Annotated in this window: 17 protein-coding genes; 6 read left to right on the forward strand and 11 right to left on the reverse strand. The window is 71.2% G+C overall.

Annotation, left to right across the window (positions count from 1 at the left end; all coding sequences use genetic code 11):
* The first annotated feature begins 108 nt into the window (after positions 1–108).
* From SOM08_RS20695 to SOM08_RS20715, 5 genes are read left to right on the forward strand one after another with little or no spacing between them, the layout of a single operon-like run.
* Positions 109–429 (forward strand): 2Fe-2S iron-sulfur cluster-binding protein, encoded by a 321-nt coding sequence (locus SOM08_RS20695; RefSeq protein ID WP_322469645.1) that lies wholly within the window; start codon positions 109–111, stop codon positions 427–429.
* A complete protein-coding gene (locus SOM08_RS20700) occupies positions 429–1,274 on the forward strand; it encodes an HpcH/HpaI aldolase/citrate lyase family protein (protein ID WP_116960152.1) in 846 nt (281 codons plus the stop codon). The genes SOM08_RS20695 and SOM08_RS20700 overlap by 1 nt, the downstream gene beginning before the upstream one ends.
* Entirely contained in the window at positions 1,271–2,020 is a 750-nt protein-coding gene (locus SOM08_RS20705) for an electron transfer flavoprotein subunit beta/FixA family protein (protein WP_322469646.1), read from the forward strand. The genes SOM08_RS20700 and SOM08_RS20705 overlap by 4 nt, the downstream gene beginning before the upstream one ends.
* A 12-nt stretch (positions 2,021–2,032) precedes the next feature.
* Complete coding sequence (locus SOM08_RS20710) at positions 2,033–2,965, forward strand: electron transfer flavoprotein subunit alpha/FixB family protein (protein ID WP_322469647.1); 933 nt, start codon at positions 2,033–2,035, stop codon at positions 2,963–2,965.
* Positions 2,966–2,979: 14 nt separating this feature from the next.
* The gene (locus SOM08_RS20715; protein WP_116960879.1) at positions 2,980–3,732 is read left to right on the forward strand and encodes an NAD(P)H-dependent oxidoreductase; all 753 of its coding nucleotides are present in this window, start codon (positions 2,980–2,982) and stop codon (positions 3,730–3,732) included.
* 36 nt (positions 3,733–3,768) lie between these two features.
* On the opposite strand, the gene SOM08_RS20720 is transcribed toward SOM08_RS20715, so the two are convergent.
* Entirely contained in the window at positions 3,769–4,644 is an 876-nt protein-coding gene (locus SOM08_RS20720) for an acyl-CoA thioesterase (protein WP_322469648.1), read from the reverse strand.
* Positions 4,645–4,818: 174 nt separating this feature from the next.
* Between SOM08_RS20720 and SOM08_RS20725 the strand changes: the two genes are divergently transcribed.
* Positions 4,819–5,733, forward strand: coding sequence for a LysR family transcriptional regulator (locus SOM08_RS20725; protein WP_116960881.1), 915 nt, complete (start codon positions 4,819–4,821; stop codon positions 5,731–5,733).
* 30 nt (positions 5,734–5,763) lie between these two features.
* Here the strand turns inward: SOM08_RS20725 and SOM08_RS20730 are convergent, their stop codons facing one another.
* From SOM08_RS20730 to SOM08_RS20775, 10 genes are all read right to left on the reverse strand, one after another.
* A complete protein-coding gene (locus SOM08_RS20730) occupies positions 5,764–6,765 on the reverse strand; it encodes a tripartite tricarboxylate transporter substrate binding protein (protein WP_322469649.1) in 1,002 nt (333 codons plus the stop codon).
* Entirely contained in the window at positions 6,762–8,516 is a 1,755-nt protein-coding gene (locus tag SOM08_RS20735; protein WP_322469650.1) for a thiamine pyrophosphate-requiring protein, read from the reverse strand. The genes SOM08_RS20730 and SOM08_RS20735 overlap by 4 nt, the downstream gene beginning before the upstream one ends.
* Positions 8,513–9,994 (reverse strand): aldehyde dehydrogenase family protein, encoded by a 1,482-nt coding sequence (locus SOM08_RS20740; protein ID WP_116960884.1) that lies wholly within the window; start codon positions 9,992–9,994, stop codon positions 8,513–8,515. Before SOM08_RS20740 ends, SOM08_RS20735 begins: the two co-directional genes overlap by 4 nt.
* Positions 9,995–10,008: 14 nt before the next feature.
* Positions 10,009–11,088 carry a porin gene (locus SOM08_RS20745; RefSeq protein WP_116960885.1) on the reverse strand — a complete coding sequence of 360 codons (1,080 nt, stop codon included), beginning with the start codon at positions 11,086–11,088 and terminating at the stop codon, positions 10,009–10,011.
* 67 nt (positions 11,089–11,155) lie between these two features.
* Positions 11,156–14,371, reverse strand: a complete 3,216-nt coding sequence (locus tag SOM08_RS20750; RefSeq protein WP_322469651.1) for a 4Fe-4S dicluster domain-containing protein — start codon at positions 14,369–14,371, stop codon at positions 11,156–11,158.
* A 52-nt stretch (positions 14,372–14,423) separates the two neighbouring features.
* Positions 14,424–15,443 (reverse strand): tripartite tricarboxylate transporter substrate binding protein, encoded by a 1,020-nt coding sequence (locus SOM08_RS20755; protein WP_322469652.1) that lies wholly within the window; start codon positions 15,441–15,443, stop codon positions 14,424–14,426.
* 46 nt (positions 15,444–15,489) lie between these two features.
* Positions 15,490–16,353, reverse strand: a complete 864-nt coding sequence (locus tag SOM08_RS20760) for a class III extradiol dioxygenase subunit beta (protein ID WP_322469653.1) — start codon at positions 16,351–16,353, stop codon at positions 15,490–15,492.
* The gene (gene ligA, locus SOM08_RS20765; RefSeq protein ID WP_116960888.1) at positions 16,346–16,759 is read right to left on the reverse strand and encodes a protocatechuate 4,5-dioxygenase subunit alpha; all 414 of its coding nucleotides are present in this window, start codon (positions 16,757–16,759) and stop codon (positions 16,346–16,348) included. Before ligA ends, SOM08_RS20760 begins: the two co-directional genes overlap by 8 nt.
* Positions 16,759–17,937 carry a 4-hydroxybenzoate 3-monooxygenase gene (pobA, locus tag SOM08_RS20770; RefSeq protein WP_322469654.1) on the reverse strand — a complete coding sequence of 393 codons (1,179 nt, stop codon included), beginning with the start codon at positions 17,935–17,937 and terminating at the stop codon, positions 16,759–16,761. Before pobA ends, ligA begins: the two co-directional genes overlap by 1 nt.
* Positions 17,938–18,081: 144 nt before the next feature.
* Positions 18,082–18,681: a TetR/AcrR family transcriptional regulator gene (locus SOM08_RS20775; RefSeq protein ID WP_116960890.1), complete on the reverse strand. Its 600-nt coding sequence runs from the start codon at positions 18,679–18,681 to the stop codon at positions 18,082–18,084.
* Between the last annotated feature and the right edge of the window lie 33 nt (positions 18,682–18,714).

The raw sequence follows: 18,714 nt of genomic DNA on the forward strand, positions 1-18,714 counted from the left end.
GGGGATGGAATGTGTGTTGTCCGGTGCGTCGGTTGGTGGAATAATAGTCCGACGAGACGGACTATGTCAAACCGCCATCTCGGGGTTTTCACCAAGGACGATTCACCCATGCCCACCGTTGTTTTCATCGACCCCCACGGCAGCGAGCACGCGGTCGAGGCCCCCGAAGGCCGCAGCCTCATGCAGGTCGCGATCGACCACGCCGTGCCCGGCATCCTGGGCGATTGCGGCGGCGTGTGCAGCTGCGCCACCTGCCATGGCTACGTGGACCCGGCCTTCCTCGACCAGTTGCCCCCGCGCTCGGAGACCGAGGTCTTCATGCTCGAAGGCGTGCCCGACCTGCGCGGCAACAGCCGCCTGTGCTGCCAGATCCGCATGCAGCCCGCGCTGGCGGGCATGCGCATCCAGCTGCCGGACGAGCAGGTCTGATGCACGGCATCGCCCTCGCCCGCAGCCTCCTGTTTCTGCCCGCCGACCGGCTGGAGCGCCTGCCCAAGGCGCTCGCCAGCGGCGCGCACGCGCTGGTCCTCGACCTGGAGGACGCGGTGGCGCCCGAGCGCAAGGCCGGCGCGCGCGAGGCGCTGGCGCGCCTGTGGCCCACGCTGGGCGCCAGCGTTCGCTCGCGCCTGCTGGTGCGGCTCAATGCCTCGGCCACGCCCTGGCACGCGGACGACGCGGCCCTGCTCGGCGGGCTGCAGGGCCTGGGCGCCGCCATGCCGGCCAAGGTGGAAAGCCCTTCGGACCTGCGGCGCCTGTTCGCCGCCTTTCCCGCGCGGCGCTGGCTGCCGCTGATCGAATCGGCCGAAGGCCTGGGCCAGATCGACGCCATCGCGCGCGTGCCCGGCGTGCTGCGCCTGGCCTTCGGCCACCTCGACTTCCAGGCCGACCTGGGCATGGCCTGCGACGGCGACGAGGCCGAACTGGCGCCGGTGCGCTTCGCCTTCGTGCAGGCCTCGCGCCGCGCCGGCCTGGCGCCGCCCGTGGACGGCGTGACCACCGCGTTGCAGGACACCGAGCGCCTGGGCGCCGATGCACGCCGCGCGCGCCGCTTCGGTTTCGGCGCCAAGCTGTGCATCCACCCGGCCCAGGTCGCGCCGGTCAACGCGGCCCTGGGCCCCAGCGAGGAACAGAGCGCCTGGGCGCGGCGCGTGCTGGTGGCCGCCGCCGCGCACGGCGAAGGGGCCTTCCGGTTCGAGGGCGCCATGGTGGACGCCCCGGTGCTGGCGCGCGCGCGCCGCTTCGCCCAAGACCACAACCCGAAGGAGAACGCATGAAAATTCTGGTGCCCGTGAAACGGGTGGTCGACTACAACGTCAAGGTCCGCGTGAAAAGCGATGGCAGCGGCGTCGACATTGCGAACGTGAAGATGTCGATGAACCCGTTCGACGAGATCGCGGTGGAAGAGGCGGTGCGCCTGAAGGAAAAGGGCGTGGTCACCGAAGTGATCGCCGTCTCCTGCGGTGTCACGCAGTGCCAGGAAACCCTGCGCACGGCCATGGCCATCGGCGCGGACCGCGCCATCCTGGTGGAGAGCGCCGAGGAGCTGCAGCCGCTGGCGGTGGCCAAGCTGCTCAAGGCTTTGGTGGACAAGGAACAGCCGGGCCTGGTGATCCTGGGCAAGCAGGCCATCGACGACGACTGCAACCAGACCGGCCAGATGCTGGCCGCACTGGCCGGCCTGCCGCAGGCGACCTTTGCTTCGAAGGTCGAGATCGAGGGTGACAAGGCCAAGGTCACGCGCGAGGTCGACGGTGGTCTTGAGACCCTGTCGATCAGCACCCCCGCGGTCATCACCACGGACCTGCGGCTGAACGAGCCGCGCTACGTGACGCTGCCCAACATCATGAAGGCCAAGAAGAAGCCGCTGGAGACGGTGAAGCCCGAGGACCTGGGCGTGGACGTGAAGCCGCGCATCAAGACGCTGAAGGTCAGCGAGCCGCCCAAGCGCGGCACGGGCGTGAAGGTGCCCGACGTGGCCACGCTGGTGAGCAAGCTCAAGACCGAAGCCAAGGTGATCTGAGGAAGAACTGACATGACTGCACTGGTTATTGCCGAACACGACAACGCGTCCATCAAGGGCGCCACCCTCAACACCGTGACCGCCGCGGCCCAATGCGGCGGCGACGTGCACGTGCTCGTGGCCGGGCACAACGCGGGCGAGGCCGCCAAGGCCGCGGCCCAGATCGCGGGCGTGGCCAAGGTCATCCACGCCGACGCCGCCGGCTTCGAACACGGGCTGGCCGAGAACGTGGCCGCGCAGGTGGTGGCGCTGGCAGGCAGCTACAGCCACATCCTGTTCCCGGCCACCGCTGCGGGCAAGAACGTGGCCCCGCGCGTGGCCGCGCTGCTGGACGCGGCGCAACTCTCCGACATCACCAAGGTGGTGAGCCCCGACACCTTCGAGCGCCCGATCTACGCGGGCAACGCGATCGCCACCGTGCAGGCCACGGACGAGAAGAAGGTGATCACGGTGCGCACGACGGGCTTCGATGCGGCGGCGGCCACGGGTGGCAGCGCGGCGGTGGAGACCGCCAACGCGGTGGCCGATTCGGGCAAGAGCCAGTTCCTGGGCGCCGAGATCGCCAAGAGCGACCGGCCCGAGCTGACGGCGGCCAAGATCATCGTCAGCGGCGGTCGCGCGCTGGGCAGCAGCGAGAAGTTCAACGAGGTGATCACGCCGCTGGCCGACAAGCTGGGCGCGGCCATCGGGGCCAGCCGCGCGGCGGTGGACGCGGGCTACGCGCCCAACGACCTGCAAGTGGGCCAGACGGGCAAGATCGTGGCGCCGCAGCTCTACATCGCCGCCGGCATCTCGGGCGCCATCCAGCACCTGGCGGGCATGAAGGACTCCAAGGTGATCGTGGCCATCAACAAGGACCCCGAGGCCCCCATCTTCAGCGTCGCCGACTACGGCCTGGAGGCCGACCTCTTCGAGGCCGTGCCCGAGCTGGTCAAGGCGCTCTGACACCGGGGCCCGCCATGAAGGTCTTCATCGTTCACGCCCACCCCGAGCCCCGCTCCTTCGGGCAGGCCTTGCTGCAGCGCGCGGTGCAGACCCTGCGCGAGACCGGCCACCAGGTGGTGGTGTCCGACCTCTACGCCATGGGCTTCCAGCCCGTGGCCACGGGCGATGATTTCAGCGAGCGCCGCTTTCCCGACGCGCTGCAGTACGACCGCGAGCAGAAGCAGGCCTCGCAGCGCCAGACCTTCCGCGCGGACATCCAGGCCGAGCTCGACAAGCTCATGGCCTGCGATCTGCTGATCCTGCAGTTTCCGCTCTGGTGGTTCTCGGTGCCCGCGATCATGAAGGGCTGGATCGACCGCGTGTTCGCCAACGGCACGGTGTACGGCGCGGGCGGCAAGCGCTTCGACCAGGGCGGGCTGAAGGGCCGCAAGGCCATGCTGGCCTTCACGACCGGCTGCTTCCCCGAGATGATGGCGCCCGACGGCCTGCTGGGCCAGCGCGACGTGATCCTCTGGCACCTGCAGCACGGCACCTTCGGCTACTCGGGGCTGCAGGTGCTGCAGCCCTTCGTGGGCTGGTCCATCCAGTACACCGACCCCGGGCAGCGCGGGGCCTACCTCGACGCCTACGCGGCGCGCCTGCGCGGCATCGAGCACGAGGCGGCGATGCCCTCGCACCCGCTGTCGGACTTCGGGCCCGACTGGCGCCTCAAGCCCGGAATCGCCCCGCGCACCGCGGGCCACCGGCGGCCCGGCGACGGGGCCTGAGCGCGGCGCCGCCAACGGCGCCTGGGCTCTTGGGCGCTAGTCGGTCCAGCTCACCAGGCAGTCCTGGGTGGCGGTGGCGACGTGCCGCCCGGCTTCGTCGTGGTAGTGCGCGAGCGCCAGGCCGCGGCCCTGGGCCGCGTGCGCGCTGTGCGTCTGCACATGGACCCACCGGTCGGCGCGCAGCGGCGCGTGCAGCCACAGGGCGTGGTTGAGGCTGGAGATGTACATGCCGCGCTCGCCGGCGCGCGCCAGGTGTGGCCGCAGGATGCAGAAGTTGAGCCACCAGTCGGACAGGTAGGCGAAGGCGGCGGCGTGCAGGGGCGCTTCGTCGGCCAGGGCCTGCGGCACCTTCATCCAGTAGCGGAACCCGCGCCCCGCGTCCACGCCGCCGAGCTGGCGCTCCACGTCGGGAATGCGGAAGTGAATCGCGGCATTGCAGTCGCGGCCGTAGCCGCCCATGAGCGCGATGCGCTCGCGCCAGGGCCCGGGCACCTCGTTCAGCGTGGGCAGGTCCTCGGGCCGCTCGCCAGGAGGCACCGGCGAGGCCTCGGCGTGCGAGGGACCCGACAAGGGCAAGGCACAGCTCACCTGGGCGTCGAGCACGGTGCGTTCGCCCTGCACGCCACGCACCTGGCGCGAGCTGAAGCGCTTGCCCTCCTGCAAGCGCCGCACCTCGAACACGATGGGCTGGTCCGGCATGGCGCCTTGCAGGAACAGGAACTGCATCATGGTCGGCGCGCGCGCGTCGGGCACGTCCATCAGCGCGGCCCGCATGGCCTGGCCCAGCAACTGACCGCCGTAGGAGCGGCCGTTCTGGTTGGCGTCGCCGTGCAGGCTGCGCCAGCGGCCCGGGCCGGCGGGTTGCAGTTGCAGGCGCTCGGTCAGCGGGGTGTCGGTCGGGGTCAGGGGCATCGGGTCTCCCGTTCAGGCGCGCCGGTCCCGGGGGCCAGCGCGGATGTCTCCAATAATAAACCGTCTCGTCGGTTTGTTATTTGAATCCCCCACCCGCCGGTGCGCGGGACGCGGCATGCCAGCGGTCGACGTCCCATAATCGGCGCGACCTCACGCGGCCCCGACCAGACCCCCATGACGCTTCAGCAACTGCGCACCTTCCTGGCCATCGTCGAGTTCGGCAGCTTCCGCCGCGCGGCGCGGGAGCTGGAGGTGTCGCAGGCGGGCCTCACGAGCAGCATCCAGGCGCTGGAGAACGCGCTCAAGCTGCGCCTCATCGAACGCTCCACGAGCGGCATCAGCCTCACGGCGGAGGGCCGCCAGATCTACGAGCGCGCCCAGCTCATCGACCGCGAATCCCGCCAGATCCTGATCGACGCCGAGCAGCTGCGCGGCGCGGGCGTCAGCAGCCTGAGCATCGGGCTGGGCCCGACGCCGACGGCCACGCTGCTCCACCTGGTGGTGCCCGACTTCCACAAGCGCTTTCCGGACGTGCGGCTGAACCTCATCAGCGGCGTGTTCGAGCACCTGGAGTCGGCGCTGCAGCAGGGCAAGATCGAACTGGCGATCACCGCGATTCCCCCGAAGGGCCTCGCGTCCAACCTGGCCTGCGTCGAGCTGTTCAGCTCGAACCTGACGGTGGTCGCGCGCGAGGGCCATCCGCTGGCGGGCGTGGCCTCGCTGGCCGACCTGCGCCACACGGAATGGGTGCTGCTCGGCTCGCCCGGCGGCCCGGGCGGCACCGTGGCGCGCTACTTCACCGACCACGGCTTCGCCGCGCCGCCGGTGGCGGCCACCTGCGAGGCCATCACGCAGATGGTGGCGCTGGTGCGCAGCACGGACTGGATGTGCATGATCCCCGCCGTCCTCATCGAGAAAGACCTGATGGGCCGCGGGCTGGTGACGCTGAAGCTGCGCGAGGCGATGCCGCAGTACGTCAATACCGTGCTGCACCGGCGCGAGCCCCAGCTGTCGTCGGCGGCGCAGGCCTTCCTGGCCATGAGCCAGTCCTGCGCGCGCGTGCTGTCGCGCGGCAGCCGGCGGCTGTAGCCGCCGGGCCGCGGTTCCGCGGCGCCCGGCCTACTCCTTGATGCCCCGGGCCTTAACGACCGCGCCGTAGCGCTCGCTGTCGCGCAGGATCTGGGCGGCGAAGGCCGCCGGCGCCATCGGCGTCGGCTCGGCGCCCTGCGCCTGGATGCCCGCCGCCACCGGCGCCGTCTTCAGCAGGCGGTTGATCTCCGCGTTCAGCCGCGCGACCACCGGCGGGGGCGTGCCCGCCGGGCCATACAGCCCGTGCGTCGTGCCGCCGTCGAAGTCCTTGACACCGAGTTCCCTCAGGGTGGGCGCGTCGGGGAACAGCGGCGAGCGCTCGTTCGAGGCCACCGCCAGCAGGTGGAGCCTGCCGGCCCGCACGTGCTCGAAGGCAATGCCCGGGTCGAACAGCACGTCGACCGATCCGCCCAGCAGGTCCTGCAAGGCCGGGGCCGCGCCCCGGTAAGGGATGTGCACGGCCGTGAGGCCGGTCTGCGCTTTCAGCATTTCCATCGCCACGTGCGGCGCGCTGCCATTGCCGGGCGAACCGTAGGTCAGGCGGCCGGGGTGCTGCCTGGCGTAGGCCTGCAGGTCCGAAAACGTCTTGAACGGCAGCTTGGCGTTGCCCACCAGGAACAGCGAAACGCGCGCGAACGCCGCGATGGGCACCAGGTCGGTCCTGGGGTTGAGCGGCAGCCGCTCGAGCGTGTGGACCGAGATCGACATCGAGCTGCCGGTGGTCATCAGGAAGGTGTGGCCATCCGTGGATTTCGCCACCGCGTCGGCGGCCAGCATGCCGGTCACACCGGACTTGTTCTCGATCACCACCGCTTGGCCCAGCGCTTCCGACAGGCCCGGGGCGAGGCTGCGCACCATCACGTCGGGCCCGCCCCCCGCGGGAAAGCCCACGATGATGCGGACGGGTCGGGTCGGCCAGGCGCTGGCCTGCGCGGCGGCGCCGCCCGAGGCCAGGGCCAGCAGCCCGCCCAGGGCCGCCGTCAGCGCCCGCCGGCGCGTGGCGCGGTGACTGCGCGGGTCTTTGGTCGTCATGGCTGGTCTCCTTGCGCCGTGGAAGGCAACAGCGATTGCGAGGTGATGGGGGCGAGCTGCACGTTCACCACGGCGCTGCGGCCCCCGCGCACGGCTTCCAGGGCCGAGCGCAGCGTCGACGCCAGCTCGGCCCGGTCCTGCACGGCGAAGCCGAGCGCGGCGCCCGTGGCCTCGGCCAGGGCTTCGAACTTCACGCCCTGCCCGGACGCCACCCAGTAGCGGTCGTGCCGTTCGGCCGGGCCGTCGGGGTGCACGAGCGCCGTCGAGTGCCGCGGCGATCTCCAGCCGCCGTTGTTGTAGACCACGGTCAGCGTGGCGGCCCCGCAGGCCCCCGCGACCCAGAAGGCGCTGCCCGGCACGCCGAACAGGTAGCAGCCGTCGCCGACCAGGGTGATGACCTCCGACTCGGGCGACGCGAGCTTCACGCCGATGGCGGCGTTGATGCCCCAGCCCAGCCCGGCGCCATGGTTCAGGTAGCAGCCGCCCGGCCGGTCGGTCTTGAGCACGGACGCGATCAGCGTGGCGTGCGACGGCGCCTCGACCAGCACCACGGTCTTGTCGTTCACCAGCTCGCGCACGGCCCGGGTCAGCTCGGCCGGCGTGATCGGCCCTTGCGTGGGCGCCGGCGGGATCCGCAAGGCGACCCGCTCTTTCGCCGCCGCGACCCATTCGAGGCGCTGCGCCCGCCCCGCCAGGGCCGGCGCGGCGTCCAGGGCCAGCAGCTGCGCCAGCACCTGCGCCGTGCTGGCCTGGAAGCGGCCCTGCGCGGGGAAGTGCCAGTAGCCCAGGTCCGTCTTGAGTGGGTCGACGTCGATGTGGAACAGCGTGGCGTCCGCGTGCGGCGTGACCTGCGAGGCCAGCCACGGCACGTCCACGTCGAGCAGCAGGATGAGGTCCGCCTCGTCGACGAGGAGGTTGCGCTGGTAGCCCAGGTGGCAGGGGTGGCTGCCCGGAAAGCTCACGTATTGCGGGCCGAGCTCCAGCACGCCCAGGCCATAGCGGTCCGCCGCGTCCACCAGGCGGGGCGGCACGCCCGGGTCCATGCCCGCGTAGCTGGTGATCACCAGCGGCCGCTTCGCGCGGCACAGCGCCTCGTGCAGGGCCAGCGCCTCGGCGGGTGGCAACCCGCCCAGCGCCGACGGCCGCCAGTGGTCGGGCTGCTCGCGCACCGCGGGCGCGGGCGCGTCCCAGACCTCGCGCGCGCCCGTCAGATAGACGGGACCGCGCGGCGACGAGGACGCGATCTGCAGCGCCCGCCGCGCCACGGGCTCGACCATGTCGGGCGCGCGCAGCTCGTACATCCATTTCATGTACGGCGCGACGATGTCGCTCTGGCGGCTGGTGTCCTGCGTGTAGTGGATGTACTCGTTGCGGTGGCCGAGCACGGACGGGTCGCAGGAGACGGGCGACAGGCCGGCGACCACGATGGCCGGGATGCGGCCGCGCGCCGCGTTGTGCACGCTGGCGCCCAGGTTCTGCGTGCCCACGTCGACGTGGACCAGCACCAGCTGGGGCTGGCGGGTGACCATCGCGTAGCCGTCGGCCGCGCTCAGGGTCGTCATCTCGTGCGGGCAGACGACCACCTCGGGCATGGGCAGGCCGGCCTGCTGGAGCCGCGCGAACGCGCTGATGAAGGCCGGGTGGTCGCTGCCGAGGTTGCTGAAGATGTACCTGACGCCAGCGTCGGCGCACAGGCGCAGCAACTGCTCGGCCACGGTGGGCGCCGGGACCAGGGGGGATTCGGTGTTCATGCCTTGTGGAGCCAGCCCGCGGGGGCGGAGATGCTGTGGGGGGAGAGGAAGCCTTCGATGCCCTGGAAGCCCAGGTTGCGGCCGAAGCCGCTGTCCTTGAAGCCGCCGAAAGGCGCGCGGTTGTCCTGCGCCAGCGGTCCGTGGCCGTTGAGGTAGGTGTAGCCAGCCTCCAGCTGACGGGCGACCGCCATCGCGCGCTCGGGGTCGGCCGTCCAGACCGAGGAACACAGCGCGAAGCGCGAGTCGTTCGCCAGCGCGATCCCCTGCTCCTGCGTGTCGACGGGAAGGATCGGCAGCACCGGACCGAATTGCTCTTCGCGGACCACGTCGAGCGAGGGGTCGGGGTCGAGCACCAGGGTCGGCCGCTGGAAGTGGCCCTGGCGGTACAGCGCCGGGTCGGGCACCGCGCCGAATTCCCGCACGTCCGCGCCGCGCTCGCGGGCCTGCTGGATCATGTCCCGCACGACCTGGAGCTGACGCGGGTTGTTCAGCGGTCCCATGGTGGTGTCCGGCAGGAGGCCGTCGCCCACGACCTGTTCGGCGGCAACGGCCGACAGCCCCTGCACCAGCTCGTCGTAGCGCGAGCGGTGGACGTAGAGCCGCTTCATCGCCATGCAGATCTGGCCCGCCGTCATGAACGCCCCCTGGTACAGCCGCCGCAAGGCGGCCGCGTCCAGTTCCGCGTCCTGCAGCACCAGGGCCGCGTCGTTGCCGCCCAGCTCCAGGGTCACCGGGGTCAGCCGCTCGGCGGCCAGGCGCATGACGTGCTTGCCCACGCCGACGCTGCCCGTGAAGTTGATCGCGGCGGCCAGCGGGTGCGTGAGCATGGCGTCGCCGATTTCAGCGGCCTCGCCGGTGATGAGATTGACCACGCCCGGCGGGAGCATCTCCGCGATCATCGCGACGGTCTGCGCCGGCGCGATGGCCGACTGCTGCGGCAGTTTGATGACCACCGTGCTGCCCGCCAGCAGCGCCTGTGGCAGCTTGGCGCCGAGGATCGACAGCGGCCAGTTCCACGGGACGATGAGCAGCGCCACGCCGCGTGGCTTGCGCGCGATGACGGTGTCGAACGGCGGGCCGGACAGGCGCTCGTCGGCCATCAGCCGCGGCGCGTTGTCCGCCACGTCGGTGAACCGCGAGCCCAGGCGGCCCATTTCGGTGGCGGCCTCCTTCAGGACCTTGCCGTGCTCGCGGGTGAACAGGCGCGTGCGGCGCTCCAGGTCGACGGCATCGGCCGTCAGGTGCTCGGCCACGCGGCGCAGCAGCGCCGCGCGCTCGGCGGGGCTGCGCGCCGACCAGGCGGGAAAGGCCCGGTGCGCGGCCTGGAACGCGCGGTCCACGTCCTCGACCGAGGCCAGCGCGGCCTGGCCCACGCGCTCGGCGGGACGCGCCGGGTTGTGGATCGGGTAGCGGCGGCCGCCGCTGGCCTCGACCCGCTGGCCATCGATGTACAAGCCCGATTGGGCGGTGTCGGTCATGGCGGCTCCCGGCTTCAGAAAACGTGGCGCATGCCCACCTGGAAGCCACGCACGTCGGCACCGGCGGCGGGGCCGCCGCCGGCTTCCGTGCGCGAGGGCCACAGGCCGAAGGCCGCGTTGCCCTTGTTGCTCTGGTGGCCCACGCTGGTGTAGACCGAGGTGCGCTTGGACAGCGGGTGCATGTACTGCACCGCGAACAGGCGCGCGTCCGAGTTGGCCGCATCGTCCACGTTGCGCACCTGGTAGACGGCGTTGATCTCGCCGACGCCCGCGGGCACCTTGACGCCCAGGTAGCCGCCACGCATGCCGGGCGCGCCGTCCACATCGGCCTTGACCAGGTAGCCGTACAGCTTCACCACCTTCAGGTCGTAGCTCGCGCCCAGGCTGGTCACCTGGTTCTTCACCGACGCGAGCGCGGGCTGGCCGGCGGCGGCGCCGGTGGAGTTCAGGCGGTCGTGGACGAGCCCGAGGTAGAGCGCCTTGTTGCTGTACTCCAGCGCCAGGCTGGAGGGGTTGCCGAAGGGCGAGGCGCCTTCGTTGCTGGCCACCATCAGCTTGCCGACGACACCGCCGAAGCTGGGCGAGATGTACTGGACCGCGTTGTTGTGCATCGCCGGGTAGCCCAGCAGGCCGGCCGCGCCGCCGCGCTGGAACAGCGTGAGGCTGGCGCCCATGCCCGAGCGCTGGAACGGGTCCACGCGCAGCGACATGGCGATGTTGGGCGTGAACTGGCTGCCCAGGATCAGCGTGCCGTAGCGCTGATCGCGCAGGCCGACCACGGTTTCGCGGTTGAAGTACGCGGCCGGGTTGGACTGGGCACCGGTGTCGACGTTGAAGCCGCTCTCCAGCTTGAAGAAGGCCTGCAGGCCGGCGCCCAGGTCTTCGCTGCCGCGGATGCCCCAGCGCGAGGTGTCGCTCGACAGGAAGCTGTTCTGCCGCGAGGGCGCCGCGCCGGTGGCCGAGTAGCGCACCGAGTTGATGGACGCGTCCAGGCGCCCGTACAGCTGCACGGACGAGGCCGCCGGGGCGCCGCCTTGCGCCAGGGCCAGGGCGGGCGCCAGCAGGCCGGCGCCGATCAGGCTGATCTTCTTCATCTTGCTTGTCTCCTTCTGTTGTTCGCTCGGGGGCGAGCGGTTGGGGTGGCGGCGGGTGCCGCCTCGCTTACAGGTCCAGCACCACCTCCCCGTCCGCCTGCGCGGCACGGGAGCAGCACAACACCATCCGGGACTTGCGCTGTTCCTTGCTGAGCACGAAGTCGCGGTGATCGACGTCGCCTTCGAGGTAGGGAACCGCGCACACGCCGCACAGCCCGTCGCTGCACTTGACGTCCACCTGCAGGCCGCCAGCGGCCAGGGCCTGCACCGCCGACTGGTCGGCGGCCACGGCGATGCATTGGCCCGAGCGGGCCAGCTTGAGCCGAAAGGGCAGGCGCTCGCGCGCCTCGGTCTCGGGCACGGAGAAGTACTCGCGGTGCAGGGCCTCCTCCGGCCAGCCGAAGCCCGTGGCGGTGTCGAACACCGCGTCCATGAAGGCCGCGGGACCGCAGGTGTACACGTGGTGGCCGTCGCGGTAGTCGCGCAGCACGTCGGCGATGTCGAGCCGGCGCTCGTCGCTGAAGTGGAAGTGCACCCTGTCGGCCCAGGGCATGGCCTGCAGCTCGGGGATGAAGGCGGCCTGGGCGCGCGTGCGCGACTTGTAGTACAGATCAAAGTCCGCGCCCGCGGCGTGCAGCTCGTGGGCCATGGCGATCAGCGGGGTGACGCCGATGCCACCGGCCAGCAGCACGTGCCGCTTCGCCGTGGCGATCACGGGGAAGTGGTTGCGCGGCTGGGAGATCACCACCTGCGCGTCCTGGCGCAGCATCTGGTGGATCTTCAGCGAGCCGCCGCGGCCCTGGTCCTCGCGCAGGATGCCGAGCAGGTAGCGGCCGCGGTCGGCCGGGTCACCGGCCAGGCTGAACTGGCGGATGAACTCGGGCGTGATGGTGATGTCGATGTGCGCGCCCGCCTGCCAGGCCGGCAGCGGCTGGCCGTCGCTGGCCACGATCTCGAACAGGTCGATCTTGCCGTCGGCCGAGCTGGTCCAGCGGCGGCCGATGCGGGCCACCCGCACCGGCGGCTCGTCCGTCAGGCGGCGCAGGGGCGGCACCAGGTTCTCCGTCTGGCCCTCGCGGATGCGCGCCTGGTACTGCGCCGGGCTCAGCAGGTTCCGGTAGGCCTCGATGCCGGCCTCGCGGTCCACCGGGCTGGGCATGGGCAGCGGCAGCGGCGCCAGCGGCGCGGGGTAGGCTGCGAGCGTCTGGTCCTCGTGCTTGATCTTGATGTGCTTGTTGAGGCCGCGCGTGTTCACCTCCTTGGCCGCCACCACCTTGCCGGTGCCGTCGTTGGTGATGTCCCACCACCACTTCTTGCGCGGGTTGATGACGCCGCGGTTGAGCGCGTCGTCCAGGCGCGCGAGCCACTGCGCGGCCACGGGCAGGTTCATCGCGGCCCAGCGGAAGGGCTTCTCCTGCACCAGGCCCGGCAGGTTCCAGGGGCAGGCCTTCATGCAGCGCCCGCACATGGAGCCGCCGAGGTTGGTCATGCGGTAGCGCGTGCATTTCTCGACGTCGGCCTTCCAGATCTCGTAGCCGTTGAACATCACTTTGGGGCCGGCGGAGATCGCGCCCGATGGGCATTCGCGCGCGCACTTGTTGCACGACTCGCAGAAGTTCTGCAGGCCGAAGTCGATGGGCTTGTCGGGCTGGATCGGGAAGTCCGTGGTCATCACCCCGGTCTTGCTGCGCGGGCCCAGGAAGGGGTTGAGGATGGTCTCACCGATGCGGCTGACCTCGCCCAGCCCCGCGAGCAGCACCAGCGGCGTCTGGATGACGTCGCTGTCGGCGGCGGAGTGGGCGGTGGCGCTGAAGCCCAGGCCGCGCAGGTGGTCGCCCAGCACACCGCAGACCAGGCCGGCGCGCATGTAGGTGCGCATCGACTGGGCGCTGGAGATCCAGTCGTCGCCCGAGGTGCCCTCCATGGTGTCGAAGCCCTGGTCGATCATCACCGTGGCCGCGAAGGGGTGGGCCACCGGCATCTCCGTGCCGTCCTGCCGATGCGAATACCAGACCCAGGCCGGCGCGCGCGACAGACCGGCGATGTCGGCGCCCAGGTAGTGCAGCGTGGCCTTCACCAGGTCGGCGTTGCGGGCCGGGTCGGCGTAGCTGGCCTTGTGCGCCGCGGGCTCGCCCCGCTGCAGCACGGAATAGACGTTCAGGGCCAGGCGCAGCGCGGCGGCCAGCGGGGCCTTGGCCACCGAGTAGCCGTCCTTGGAGGCCTCCTGCGGCGCCTTGCCCAGGTCGCCGAAGGCCGCGCGCAGGAAGAACTCGCTGCTCTTGGGCACGCGCGGGATGCGGTCCTCGTCGATGAAGGTCGTGGTCTCGTCGACCCGCTTGAGCGTTTCCACCGGGTGCAGGCTGTCGCGGTAGTGGCGCTTGGCGAAGTCCACCGCATTGGAGGCGTTCTTCTGGCTGGACGCGCCCAGCCACCAGCTCGGCCCGCGCGCGCGCCAGCGCTCGTTCAGGGTGGCCGGTGCCAGGGCTTCGTCGGGCTTGAGCGCGAGCGTGGTGGTGACCACGGCCAGGCCGAAGCGCGTGCCCACGAAGGGGTTGGTGAGCGCGCCGTCCTCCAGCCGCGCCAGTCCGGCGGAGACGGCCAGACGGTTGAGGTGCACGTCGGTGGTGGTGGCCGTGTGGCTGCGCGCCTCGTGGCCCAGGATGCGCAGGTAGTTGGCCAGCACGGCCGCGGTCTCGGCGGCGCGCAGCGCGGCCCGCCAGTCCTGCATGCCGACGATCCACTCCGCGCCCGGTTCGTCCGCGGAGGGGTCGCGCGGGTGGGCCACCATCAGCACCAGGGCGTGGGTGTGGTGCTCGACGCCGCGCGCGCACAGGTCCATGGAGCGCTTCATCTGGCGCAGCACCGCGTTCGGGTTGAAGCGCAGGCGCAGCTTGGTCTCCGACTGCTCGTAGGTGGCGGTGCGAAAGGCCGGGTGTTCCACGCGCTCGGCCAGCCGGTGGTCCGGCCCCAGCGCGCAGACGCCGGCGATGGAGGTGTCGAGGAAGTAGGCCGCCGACTTCAGGTGCTCGCTGCGCAGGCCCGGGCTGCCCGGGATCTCGGCGAGGTGGGGGTTGTGGTCGCCTTCGCGCACCTGGTCGAGCGCGCACATGAAGCGGCTGATGGAGCGCGCCAGCGTGGGCGCGGCGCCTTCGTCCGCGGGCGGACGCAGCACGCCGGTGTCGACGATGCGGGACAGGTCCGGCGCGCCGGACAGGCGGCGCAGGCGCTCACTGGGGAAGGCGCCCAGGTGCACCGGGCGGTCGTGGTGGGTAAAAAGGCGCATGGCGGGTCCTCGGCCGCGCCCGGGCGCGGCCGTTCTGGGGAGACGGAAGGGCTTACTCTTTGATGCCGCGTTCGCGGACGATCGCGCCGTAGCGCGCGCTGTCGCGGCGGATCAGGGCGCCGAACTCGGCCGCGCTCATGGGCGTGGCCTCGGCGCCGATGGCGGTGAACTGCTGCGCCACCTGTGGCTGGGCCAGCAGCTTGTTGATTTCGGCGTTCAGCCGGTTGACGATGGCCGGCGGGGTGCCGGCCGCCGCGTAGATGCCGTGCGTGGTGCCGGCGTCGAAGTCGGCCAGGCCCAGCTCCTGGATGGTGGGCGTGTCGGGAAACAGGGGCGAGCGCTTGGTGCTGCCCACGGCCAGCAGGCGCAGCCTGCCGGCGCGCACATGCTCCAGGGCGATGCCGGGGTCGAACAGGAACTGCGTGGTGCCGCCAAGCAGGTCCTGCAGGGCCGGCGAGGCGCCGCGGTAGGGCACGTGCACCACGTTGATGCCGCTCTGCGCGCGCAGCATCTCGGTGGCCACATGCGGTGCGCTGCCGGTGCCGGGCGAGCCGTAGGTCAGCTTGCCCGGGTTCGCCTTGGCGAACGCCATGAACTCGCTGAAGTTGCGAAAGCCCTGGCGCGCGTCGGACACCAGGAACAGCTCGATGCGCGCGGCGGCGGCCACCGGCACCAGCTCCTTGTCGGGGTTGATGGGCACGCGCGGCAGCGTGTGCACCGAGATCGACATGGAGCTGCCCGAGGTCACCAGGAAGGTGTAGCCGTCGTTGGGCGCGCGGGCCACGGCCTCGGCCGCGATCATGCCGGTGACCCCGGCCCGGTTCTCCACCACCACGGGCTGGCGCAGGGCCTGCGTGAGGCCGGGCGACAGCGCGCGGGCCACCACGTCGGGCGAGCTGCCGGGCGGAAAGCCGACGATGAAGCGAATGGGCTTGGCCGGCCAGTCGCCCTGCGCCAGGGCCGAGGCCATCGTGGCGCAGCCCAGCAGGGCGGCCGCGGCGAGCTGGCGGCCCAGGCGGCGCAGGAGCCCGTGTCGGGCGCGCGGCGCGGTGGGGGGATTCGTTGGCAGCATGTCTTGTCTCCTTGTTTGTTCGTGGGGTCCGCGGGAGGGCGGGCGTCTAGGTGGCGGGCGCTGGCGCGCGCTGCGCGTCCTCCAGCACCAGCAGGCCGTAGGCCGTGTTCGAGGCGGGCACGTGGTAGAAGCGGTGCACCACCTCGACCTGCGGGCGCAGGGCGCCGCGCATCACCAGCCACATCACGCACTCCAGGCCCTCCGAGCCCGCTTCGCGCAGCAGTTCCAGGTGGCCGTGGGCCGCGGCCTGGTCGGGCGCGTCGACGAATTCGTCGAGCCAGCGGTTGTCGAACTCGGCGTTGATGAGGCCCGCGCGCTCGCCCTGCAGCTGGTGCGACAGGCCGCCGGTGCCGATGACCGCCACGCGCAGGTTTCCAGGGAAGGACTCGACCGCGCGGCGGATGGCCTGGCCCAGCTTGAGGCAGCGCCGGCCGGTGGGCGGTGGGTACTGGATGACGTTCACGCACAGCGGGATGACGCGGCAGGGCCAGGCCTCGGGCTGGCCGAACAGCACCGACAGCGGCACCGTCAGGCCGTGGTCCACCGTCATGTTCGAAGCGATGGTGATGTCGAACTCGTCCAGGATCAGCGACTCGGCCAGGTGCCAGGACAACTCGGGCGCGCCCTCCACGCGCGGCACCGGCCGCGGGCCGTAGCCCTCGTCGTGCGGCTCGTAGTGCGGGGCCACGCCCAGCGCGAAGGTGGGCGTGAGCTCCAGCGAGAAGCAGGAGGCGTGGTCGTTGTAGACCACGATGCAGACGTCGGGCCTGGCGCGCGCGATCCAGTCCTTGGCCGCCTGCATGCCGTCAAAGACGGGCTTCCAGTAGGCGTCCTGCGTCCTGCCGTGATCGACCGCGGCGCCGATCGCGGGCACGTGCGAGGTGCCCACGCCACCGATGAGCTCAGCCATGGCCCACCTCCGCGTTCTGGCGCAGGCTGCGCATGCCCTCGGCCGGGCGGCCGCCGGAGACCATCATGCGGCGGAAGTCCTCCACCGTCATGCCGGTGCCCGACATCGCGGCACCCACGTGCTGCATGCTCAGGCCGTCGAAGATGGCGAGCTTGAAGGTGTAGTAGATGTTGCCGCCCAGGCGCAGCAGGCCGAGCCAGTCGCGCATCAGCACGGCCTCGCGCTGGGCCTCGCTCATGGGGAAGCGCGCCAGGTAGTCGTTGGGGTGGGCGCGGAACTGGTCGCGGTGGGCCGCCACGTCCAGCGACTTGCAAAACATATTGAGCCAGTAGCCCTTGCGCTGGTGGGCGCCGTCGAACACGTAGGTGCCGGGAATGTCGTGGTAATCGCGCGTGGCGGGGGTCATCAGGTCTGCTCCAGGGGAAGGCCGGCGTACTGTTCGGCGAGCGCCACTTGCGCGCTGTGCGAGGACTTCAGGAATTCGAGCTCGTACTCCTGGGTGCGCTGGTCGAAGGCGGTGGTGCTCGGGAAGCGGTGCAGCAGGTTGGTGAGGTACCAGGAGGTGCGCACCGAGTGCCAGACGCGCCGCAGGGCGGTGTCGCTGTAGCGCTCCAGCAGGTCCGAGCGGCCCGTCTCGTAGCGGCTGGCCAGGGCCCGGCTGAGGTAGTGCACGTCGGAGAAGGCCAGGTTCAGGCCCTTGGCGCCGGTGGGCGGCACGATGTGCGCGGCGTCACCGGCCAGGAACAGGCGGCCATGGCTCATGGGCTCGGCCACGTAGCTGCGCAGCGGCGCGATGGACTTCTCGATCGAGGGGCCTTCCACGATCGCGGCGGCCAGGTCGGCGGGGTAACGCGCCTTGAGCTCTTCCCAGAAGCGCTCGTCGGACCAGTCCTCGATCCGGGTGTCCAGCGGCACCTGGATGTAGTAGCGGCTCATGGTCGGGCTGCGCATGGACGCCAGCGCGAAGCCGCGCGGGTGGTTGGCGTAGACGATGTCGGGCAGCGGCGGGCGCGGCGTGAGGATGCCCAGCCAGCCGAAGGGATAGACCTTCTCGAACTCCTTGAGCACGGTGGCCGGAATGGCCTTGCGCGACACGCCATGGAAGCCGTCGCAGCCGGCGATGTAGTCGCACTCGATGGTGGTGGTCTGGCCGTCGGCTTCGAAGCTCACGCGTGGCCGGTCGGTGTCGATGCCGTGCAGGGCCACGTTGGCCGCGCCGAAGACGAGGCTGGCCTGGCGGCGGTCGGCGGCCGCGAACAGGTCTTCCTGGATGCTGGTCTGGCCATAGGCCACGAAGCGTTTGCCGACGTGCTGGCGCACGTCGATGAAAAAGCTGCTGCGGCCGGCCCAGACGATCTTCATGCCGTCGTGCGCGTGGCCCTCGCGCTCCATGCGCTCGGCCAGGCCGTACTGGCGCAGCATGTCCACGGTGGTCTGTTCCAGCACGCCGGCGCGGATGCGCGACTGCACGTACTGGCGGGTCTGGCGTTCCACGACGATGCTGTCGATGCCGTGGTGGTGAAGGATCTCGGAAAGCAGCATGCCCGCCGGGCCTGCCCCGACGATGGCGACTTGGGTTTTCATGAACGGTGGTGGGTGCCCTGTTGAAGTCGGCGGATGGTAGGAAGGCACCCATGCCCCAACAAGGCAGCGCCAAGCGATAGCAATCGCTTGGCGCGATCACCCCGGCGCCCGTGGTGGGCCGCGGGGCTCAGCGGACGGCGTCGCTCAGGCCGGGTCCGGCCGGCGCAGCAGGCCTTCGAGCATGCGGCGAAAGCCCGCCACGGCCTTCTTCGACGCCGCCTCGGGATCGGGCGAGCTGGCGATCCAGATCGCGGCGTGGCTGCTGGCGCCGTTGATCAGCCGGGCCATCGCCTCCGGGTCGGCGTCGATGAGCACACCGTCTTCCTTGAGCGCCGCCAGGCTGGCCGTCAGGGCCTCGATGCAGCTTTGGGCGCTGGGGCATTGCGACTGATCCCCCAGCACGGCGGGCGCGTCGCGGAAAAGGATGCGCTGGATCTCGGGCTCCAGCGCCATCTCGATGTAGGCGATCCACTCGTCCACCACGGCCTGCCAGCGGTTGGGCGCGCGCGCGGCGATGGCCTTCAGCCGCACCGACATCTCGGCGTCGATCTGGTCCACCACGGCCTGCAGCAGGCCCTTCTTGTCGCCGAAGTGGTGGTACAGCGCGCCGCGCGTGAGGCCCACGGCGGAGGTGAAATCGTCCATGGACGCCTGGGCGTAGCCCACGCTGCCGAAGGCCTGGCGCGCGGCGGCGATCAGCTTGCCGCGGGTCTCGGCAATCATGTCCTGGCGGGCTCTTCGCATGGCTGGCTCCAATCAAACACATACAGAACGTAC

The organism is Hydrogenophaga sp. SNF1 (genome assembly GCF_034421675.1).
GTDB lineage: Bacteria > Pseudomonadota > Gammaproteobacteria > Burkholderiales > Burkholderiaceae_C > Hydrogenophaga > Hydrogenophaga borbori.

What these genes read in the sequence shown, in the direction of transcription:
- SOM08_RS20695 (WP_322469645.1), top strand. Translation starts at nt 109, where the DNA reads ATGCCCACCGTTGTTTTCATCGACCCCCACGGCAGCGAGCACGCGGTC.
- SOM08_RS20700 (WP_116960152.1), top strand. Translation starts at nt 429, where the DNA reads ATGCACGGCATCGCCCTCGCCCGCAGCCTCCTGTTTCTGCCCGCCGAC.
- SOM08_RS20705 (WP_322469646.1), top strand. Translation starts at nt 1,271, where the DNA reads ATGAAAATTCTGGTGCCCGTGAAACGGGTGGTCGACTACAACGTCAAG.
- SOM08_RS20710 (WP_322469647.1), top strand. Translation starts at nt 2,033, where the DNA reads ATGACTGCACTGGTTATTGCCGAACACGACAACGCGTCCATCAAGGGC.
- SOM08_RS20715 (WP_116960879.1), top strand. Translation starts at nt 2,980, where the DNA reads ATGAAGGTCTTCATCGTTCACGCCCACCCCGAGCCCCGCTCCTTCGGG.
- SOM08_RS20720 (WP_322469648.1), bottom strand. Translation starts at nt 4,644, where the DNA reads ATGCCCCTGACCCCGACCGACACCCCGCTGACCGAGCGCCTGCAACTG.
- SOM08_RS20725 (WP_116960881.1), top strand. Translation starts at nt 4,819, where the DNA reads ATGACGCTTCAGCAACTGCGCACCTTCCTGGCCATCGTCGAGTTCGGC.
- SOM08_RS20730 (WP_322469649.1), bottom strand. Translation starts at nt 6,765, where the DNA reads ATGACGACCAAAGACCCGCGCAGTCACCGCGCCACGCGCCGGCGGGCG.
- SOM08_RS20735 (WP_322469650.1), bottom strand. Translation starts at nt 8,516, where the DNA reads ATGAACACCGAATCCCCCCTGGTCCCGGCGCCCACCGTGGCCGAGCAG.
- SOM08_RS20740 (WP_116960884.1), bottom strand. Translation starts at nt 9,994, where the DNA reads ATGACCGACACCGCCCAATCGGGCTTGTACATCGATGGCCAGCGGGTC.
- SOM08_RS20745 (WP_116960885.1), bottom strand. Translation starts at nt 11,088, where the DNA reads ATGAAGAAGATCAGCCTGATCGGCGCCGGCCTGCTGGCGCCCGCCCTG.
- SOM08_RS20750 (WP_322469651.1), bottom strand. Translation starts at nt 14,371, where the DNA reads ATGCGCCTTTTTACCCACCACGACCGCCCGGTGCACCTGGGCGCCTTC.
- SOM08_RS20755 (WP_322469652.1), bottom strand. Translation starts at nt 15,443, where the DNA reads ATGCTGCCAACGAATCCCCCCACCGCGCCGCGCGCCCGACACGGGCTC.
- SOM08_RS20760 (WP_322469653.1), bottom strand. Translation starts at nt 16,353, where the DNA reads ATGGCTGAGCTCATCGGTGGCGTGGGCACCTCGCACGTGCCCGCGATC.
- ligA (WP_116960888.1), bottom strand. Translation starts at nt 16,759, where the DNA reads ATGACCCCCGCCACGCGCGATTACCACGACATTCCCGGCACCTACGTG.
- pobA (WP_322469654.1), bottom strand. Translation starts at nt 17,937, where the DNA reads ATGAAAACCCAAGTCGCCATCGTCGGGGCAGGCCCGGCGGGCATGCTG.
- SOM08_RS20775 (WP_116960890.1), bottom strand. Translation starts at nt 18,681, where the DNA reads ATGCGAAGAGCCCGCCAGGACATGATTGCCGAGACCCGCGGCAAGCTG.